Source organism: Danxiaibacter flavus (assembly GCF_041060425.1).
Classification (GTDB): Bacteria; Bacteroidota; Bacteroidia; order Chitinophagales; family Chitinophagaceae; genus Danxiaibacter; species Danxiaibacter flavus.
In genome coordinates, this window is record NZ_JAULBC010000015.1 from 53,580 (window position 1) to 60,266 (window position 6,687).

General features: G+C 36.8%; 6 protein-coding genes. 4 read left to right on the forward strand and 2 right to left on the reverse strand.

Annotation, left to right across the window (positions count from 1 at the left end; all coding sequences use genetic code 11):
• Window positions 1-457: 457 nt before the first annotated feature.
• Complete coding sequence (locus QTN47_RS27580) at window positions 458-706, forward strand: hypothetical protein (RefSeq protein WP_369332691.1); 249 nt, start codon at window positions 458-460, stop codon at window positions 704-706.
• Window positions 707-772: 66 nt separating this feature from the next.
• Here QTN47_RS27580 and QTN47_RS27585 read toward each other — a convergent pair whose 3' ends face one another.
• Window positions 773-1,066, reverse strand: a complete 294-nt coding sequence (locus tag QTN47_RS27585) for a hypothetical protein (protein WP_369332692.1) — start codon at window positions 1,064-1,066, stop codon at window positions 773-775.
• A 2,035-nt stretch (window positions 1,067-3,101) separates the two neighbouring features.
• On the opposite strand from QTN47_RS27585, the gene QTN47_RS27590 reads away from it, so the two are divergent.
• The 3 genes from QTN47_RS27590 (at window position 3,102) to QTN47_RS27600 (ending at window position 5,234) form a co-directional block, all read left to right on the forward strand.
• Window positions 3,102-3,587, forward strand: a complete 486-nt coding sequence (locus QTN47_RS27590) for an RNA polymerase sigma factor (RefSeq protein WP_369332693.1) — start codon at window positions 3,102-3,104, stop codon at window positions 3,585-3,587.
• An 80-nt stretch (window positions 3,588-3,667) separates the two neighbouring features.
• A complete protein-coding gene (locus QTN47_RS27595) occupies window positions 3,668-3,940 on the forward strand; it encodes a hypothetical protein (RefSeq protein WP_369332694.1) in 273 nt (90 codons plus the stop codon).
• A gap of 145 nt (window positions 3,941-4,085) precedes the next feature.
• On the forward strand, window positions 4,086-5,234 hold the full coding sequence (locus tag QTN47_RS27600) for an acyltransferase family protein (RefSeq protein ID WP_369332695.1): 1,149 nt from the start codon (window positions 4,086-4,088) through the stop codon (window positions 5,232-5,234).
• A 24-nt stretch (window positions 5,235-5,258) separates the two neighbouring features.
• On the opposite strand, the gene QTN47_RS27605 is transcribed toward QTN47_RS27600, so the two are convergent.
• A complete protein-coding gene (locus QTN47_RS27605) occupies window positions 5,259-6,407 on the reverse strand; it encodes a site-specific integrase (RefSeq protein WP_369332696.1) in 1,149 nt (382 codons plus the stop codon).
• Between the last annotated feature and the right edge of the window lie 280 nt (window positions 6,408-6,687).

Consider the following 6,687-nt stretch of genomic DNA (forward strand, 5'->3'; position numbering starts at 1 on the left):
CTGTAACTATTTGAAAATTGATATATGTGTGTATTTTTGCATCTAGTTTTTTAAGGGTTTAGGGTTGAAAAAGAGGCGTTTGTTTTCATCCGCCTCTATTTTTTTTGTCAAGCTTAGTTTTTACTGCAGATTAGATTTATTGCCAGAACGATGCCGCCAGCCATAGCAATGACAAACATTATTGATTGCGCTCCGGTAAGTTCGATATATCCCGCAGCGGTTAATATCGAAAAGGCACAAACTAATATAAAAGCTATATAGCCAATGGTTTTTCTCATTTTTGGAGAGGGCGTTAGTGTGGCAATAATACGCAACACGGGTAATTGAAGATAGTAAATTTATACTCAGTTTTTTAAAGCTTTGAGGATAAAATACACAGAGATGGGCAACTTTATCTCATTATCGATTCTTTAAATGACTGGAACGTGCAGGCATTTTTTTTGATGGTATAACTATCATGAAACCTTCTGTGCATAAAATTCAAATAAAGGCATTTAATAAGACCTACAATGGTGAGATCTGGGCTGATCCCTTAGTTAAGCCTGCTTTATGGCCATATAGATGGTGTGTTGTAATGGACGATTGCTCAACTTTTCTGATTGAAAAAAAGGGAGATGAATGGATTGCCCTGACAGATATGAACTCTGGGTTATTGGCTAAAATCGGAAAATGCGTAGATGGGCTGTTGGGGTTTTATATCAAATAACTTAAGATGTATTAATAGAAAAGGTCCGGTTTAACTAGCCGGACCTTTTTATGACTGATTGTTTATTTAGTGATTCTGAATGTTTTCATTGTTTTTCAATATGCTTCCAATTTTTTCCGCGATTTCATCACTAAGCCTATCGTTATAAGAGTTCAGTTCTTGATTTTCACTATACATAAGCGTGTACTTGCCGTCTTTAATATTTAGCTGAAGCTTTTGGTCATTATATTTTAAAACTTCAATTGACGGCCCGGTAATTTTAATCTCTCTAATGCTGGTCACTGACATATCAAATTCAAAAACCAGTTTTACTGTGACGTCTCCTGATGCAGTACTAATTGAAAATCGTTCAGTTTTCATAACGCGAGAGTTTAAGAAATGAAATTAACAATATAATGACCAATCACTACCGGAATTAAAATTTGCCTATTATTGCGCCAGTTTTTTAAGGGTTTAGGGTTGAAAAGGGGCGTTGGTTTTCCTCCGCCTCTATTTTTTTGTTATCGAATAATTATTAAATTGATTGTTGGTGAAAAACTGAACACTTCAGGGAACTTTTTTCTCTCAACTACTGCTGGCAATTGTAAAAGCATATAGGCATTTGTTTTGATGCCTATGTAAAATGAAACCTGTTGTACATAAAATAAAAGTAAAAACATCTAATAAAACGTATAATGGTCAAGCTTGGGCCGACCCTTTGGTGAGTCCAGCTTTGTGGCCTTATCGATGGTGTGTCTTAATGGATGATTGCTCAATTTTCCTGATTCAAAAGAACGGAGATGAATGGATAGCCTTCGCAGAATTGGATTCTGAACTATTGGCTAAAATTGGCAAATGTATAGATGGTCTTCTGGATTCGTATATCTGACGCTTAAGGATGTAATGACCTTATATTATGTCTGCATTGGGCTTAATTGGTCGGATCCTTTTTGTCTCCTCTTTCACTCAATAAGTAAAATCCTCCTATTAGTAAGACGCACATTGTACAAGATAGAACGGCAACTTCCATTCCTGTTAAAGATCCCAATAGAACGGCAGTAGTTATCAATGTTATGCAAGCTAAACCGATTAGGGTAAAGCCAATCTCTTTTTTCATAGGTATTTTTTGCAATTATTATGCGGCTACGGAAAATCAATTTAGTGGATTTGAATGCGATGCATAAACATCTATTTGCCCTAGCTCTTTTAAGGATTTAGGATTGATTTCCTCAACAGTGTTGTTGAGGCTTTTATTGACAAGACTGACCTCGACAATTTAGCCTAGTCAAGTATTTCTTTTTGTAGACAAATGTTGAATTATTGAATTAGACATTAGGGGATTTTTTTTAAAACAAATGCTAAAAAAATTAGTATTATTTTTGTCGATATAGAAAAATTTATGAGCAAGTACAGGTTCCGGAAGATGTATTTTGTATGTAATCACAAGCGTGTAATTGAGGATAATGTCACATTTTGTCAAGCATTTCGTCTAAAGAAGGATGCAGATATTATAAGGGATCAATGGGATAGGCCAAACATGGAATGGAATAAAAGTAGCTTACCTGACAACCTAACTGTTGAGGGATTTTATTTGATTCACGAAAGCTTATTTGACAGGCTTCTGAAAGAACACGGAATTGACGTCGGTGATAGTAATATGAGAATTTGCTAAAAGGTAAATAAGCAAAAAGCTACTAACTAATGGGCATTTTGCTCAAATCAGATACCTAATCACAACAAAGCTCAGCTTTGCTTGTTATAATTTAAGTGTTTTTGTACAATGTCAATCTGCCCCGCTTAATTGAGCGGGGCTTTTAAAACCTTTTTAATACCCTTCTACTACAATATATACAGATGTTTTGGTTGAATTTTATAGCGGTTTTTTAACTTCAATTTTGCGGCCCGTTGAAAAATACGGGCCTTTTTATGAGATTCTGAATTTAAGAATCGCGATCACCCATTTTGCCAATTTTGTCCTTATTGCGGTAGAAATATGTTCTAAGGTTTAATAAAGCTTGATCGATAATTTTCAAAATTGCGCCGAAAAAGGACGGACTCTCAAATTCAAACGTTAAATTGTGGAGAGCTTTTGTCTCGAACCCACTTAAAATGATCAAAGAATATAAAATATTAGAGTCTCAGGATATCGCAGAGTTGCAGCTACAGATTAATACTTTAATTTACCAACATGTCGGTTGGGAGCCGTTTGGCTCATTGATTAACGTTGGAAGAATTTTTTATCAGGCTGTGATTAGGCGGTAAAAATCAGAGTGCTTAGTTGCACTAGATCAATCAACATTAAGTTCAATTGATGATTTTGTATATTCGGTGTTTTCTGTTTCGACGTTTTGTTCATTGAGATAAATCCCCCTGTTACTCGTTTTTTTTTGCTAACTTATAATCAAAACAAATGACCATGGAAAAATCAGAATTTTCCAGTCAGCTCCTACAAAATGAAACAGCTCTAAAAAAATTAGCATTTCGGCTTACGAGCAACTCACAAGATGCAGCTGATCTACACCAGGAGACACTTTTTAAGGCGCTTGAGTACCGCAATTATTATAAGAATGGAACAAACATAGCCCCGTGGCTTTATGTAATTATGAGAAATATTTTTATAAATATGTTCCGTCGTAAAAAGCGATCGTTGAAATTATTTCAAACGGTCTCAGATAAAATGGAGAACAGAATTGATCTTAGTTATGGAATAGAAAATAATGTTGGGGCTATCTTGTTACAAATAGAAAAATTACCAAGTATCTTAAAAACGCCTTTAGTTTTATGTGTAGAAGGTTACAAATATACAGAGATCGCAGAGCTGCTAGATAAGCCACTAGGCACAATAAAGAGTCGTATTTTTTTTGCTAGAAAGGTACTCAAAAACACAATAGGAAGGGACTAGTATTGCTTTGTTTTGGGGCCATACAGACTAAGATTGATTTTTTAATGCAGAGTAAACAAAGATCAACTATAATGTGGCACTTGAAAAAAAGCTTCAAAGATCCTTTTAAGACGAGGGTAAGTACGTTAGTTCTTAATCCTGATAAATTAGCTACTTCAAATACAAATGACTACCCTATTATATGGGTAGGATGGGTAGGCATTCAAATGGTTAAAATAATTCAAATAGGTCCCAGTGCAATCCACGAAAGCTTCGTGTTTGAGGTGTTTCCTGAAGAATATGTATTTCTAAAAAACACAATTGTAAGATGGATTCGTGACAGCCTGAACGGGCCAGAGTTGGAAAATAGCTGACCTAACAACTGGACAAGTAAAGCGCGATTCAATTGTAATATATTCTGGTATCAAATAATTTATGGGAGAAGGAAAAATCGCATTGTAAATACGAAATCGGGAGAGTACCTTTAATCTCCCGATTTTTTTTAATCAACTTTTACCCATGAAGATCTTTTACAAAAACCTAAACGCTTTGCGCTTTTTTGCGGCTTCCCTTGTTATTATCCATCACACAGAGCAATTGAAAGACGCAAATGGTCTCCCGAGTATTTATAGGACAAAAATGATTTCACACTTTGGCAAACTTGGAGTGTGCTTGTTCTTTGTCCTCAGTGGATTCTTAATCACTTCGCTGCTGGTGGCCGAAAAGAAAACATTTAAGAACATATCGCTCAAAAGCTTTTATATGAGGCGCGTCCTTCGTATCTGGCCGCTGTACTTTCTTATCGTTGTGCCGTCTCTTTTTATACTACCGTTATTCCCCGCAATCAACATTCCTGGTCAAGACTGGATCAATCCATACAGCAATTTGTTGTTTAATTCCTTGCTCATGTTGTTGATTGTTCCAAATGTGCAGGTAGCTATGTTTGGTCAAATACCTTATGCGGCGCAAAGCTGGTCCATCGGAGTAGAAGAACAGTTTTATCTGTTCTGGCCGCTACTCGTTCACAAATCAAGAACGAGGCGGATCCTGCGTAATACTATCTGGGCATTACTGATCAGTTTTATACTTACACGTATCGGCTGTTTAGAAGCTTACAGTCTTACCGGTAATAATTTCTTTAAGGTACTTAATATCTTTCTTGCTGATAGGTTTCAGATAGACTCTTTAATGATAGGCAGTTTGTTTGCCTTGATTACAGGCGAAAGGGCAAAAGCGTTTTTAACATCAAAGCCGGTTCAAATAATTTGTTGCCTCGCAGCAGGTTACTTCATAACTCATGGACTGTTCTTTTTTGGCTTTTATTACGAGGTATATGCCTCCGTTTTTGGCATTTTGATCTTTAGCTTAGTCAGTGAGAAGTCAATTTTTAATTTGGAGTTTAAACCGCTTGCTTACTTGGGTAAGATTTCCTACGGTATGTATATGCTTCATTACCTGGTGATCAATCTTGTAATAAAATTCGTTTCGCAGAAATCCGTTGTGATTTATGCAGCAGGATTTGCCGGAACAATCACCTTAGCTCATTTATCGTTCCGGTATTTTGAAGGCTATTTCTTGAATTTGAAAAGGAGTTATGAGCTTGCAAAGAGACAGCCGGCTTTGTCAAATTGGAGAGTAGCAACAGCACCGGTACCAATTGCTATTTAGTAATTGGTACCGGTGATCATCATGTTATAGCTGGTTCCATTTTTGCATGTCGGCGTCGAGTGATTTGTTTTTAATATGGTAGTATATTTCCGTACTTCTTTTGTCTTTATGGCCCAGCAGTCGTTGTGCGCGTTCGATCGGTACGCCAAGCTCGGCTAAAGTTGCGCCGAATGTGTGTCTGCCGGTGTGTGCTGTAAGGTCAATCTTTATTCCTGCCAATGTCGCAAGGACTTTTGTATAGCTGTTGAAATCTTTGTTACTGATTTTTAGCTCATTATCCTTTATGTAGTTTACGATTGTTTTTAGGCGATCGTGCATGTACAGATTTACTGTAGTGCTGAATTTCTGGGTTTCAATAACGATTCTTTCATCATTTACAACGTGTTCGTCATAATTGAAGAAAACTGTTGCATCTTGAAATCGTAAGCCAGTATAGCACATGAAAAGGTAGTATATGCCTACTATTCGCAAGCGGTCTGGGATGTCGGTTTGTAAGATTTTGTATATCTTATCGCATTCTGATATGTCAATAAAATCCCTTTGCCCTTGTATATATTTGCCTCGATCAAACTCACTAAACGGATTTTTCTTAATATAGCCACCCATTCTGACCGCATCGTTGATCATAGTATTCATCCATTTGAATGTTTTCCAGACAGTGTTTTCCTTGTTCTTTCTGACAGAAGTCATCCAAATCTTATACCTGGACAGAAAATCATAATTTATATCTGCGAAATATACCTCCGGTTGAAACTCTTGTAATTTGTTGACTTCACTCAGGTATATGCGTTTTGTCTCTGCCTGCTTTTCGCCGATGTACTTCTGCGGGATGTGTTCCCGGCAGTACTTGATAAAATCCTTGCTACCGTCTGCGCCTCTCAGCAGCACTTTGATGGTGTTTTTACTAATAGCCTCATCTTCGAATTGCGAAAGGAGAATTTTTGAATTGATCTCAGTTACGGTTTTAGAGATAAGTGCGTTTATTAGTATGGCATTCGGGCAGCTCTTCTTTACTTCTTTGGTCGCCTCGTTCCAGTGTTGCGGATCTATTTTTTGCCCAAGGTTTTCAGTGAGTACGGTTTTGCCTTTAAAATACACCCGTAAAATAATAGAACATTTACCCGATTTGTCAACTCTGTGACGCTGGATTGTTGGTACGATAGACACCCCCATGATTAATTTTTTTAGGTTTAAAAAATGTTGCGGTGATGTTGCGGTAAATGTTGCGGTAAATATGCTCTTTATTGCAACTTAATACCTGTTGTTTCCGCTAAAAAAGTGGGGCGCTATTTCCCTGAAACGCAGAAAGGACGCTGAAACCAGCGTCCTTTCTGTATTCTTAGAATCTTTGAAGTGGTGACCTCGTCAGGATTCAGAAATAACGCCTAATTAATTCAAAATCAATATGTTTTTATAAAGTGTTGCGGTAATCGCAACTGTTATTTTGTTTTAC

Bases quoted from the DNA above. Each gene is read 5' to 3' on its own strand.
- QTN47_RS27580 (WP_369332691.1), top strand. From the start codon at position 458: ATGAAACCTTCTGTGCATAAAATTCAAATAAAGGCATTTAATAAGACC.
- QTN47_RS27585 (WP_369332692.1), bottom strand. From the start codon at position 1,066: ATGAAAACTGAACGATTTTCAATTAGTACTGCATCAGGAGACGTCACA.
- QTN47_RS27590 (WP_369332693.1), top strand. From the start codon at position 3,102: ATGGAAAAATCAGAATTTTCCAGTCAGCTCCTACAAAATGAAACAGCT.
- QTN47_RS27600 (WP_369332695.1), top strand. From the start codon at position 4,086: ATGAAGATCTTTTACAAAAACCTAAACGCTTTGCGCTTTTTTGCGGCT.
- QTN47_RS27605 (WP_369332696.1), bottom strand. From the start codon at position 6,407: ATGGGGGTGTCTATCGTACCAACAATCCAGCGTCACAGAGTTGACAAA.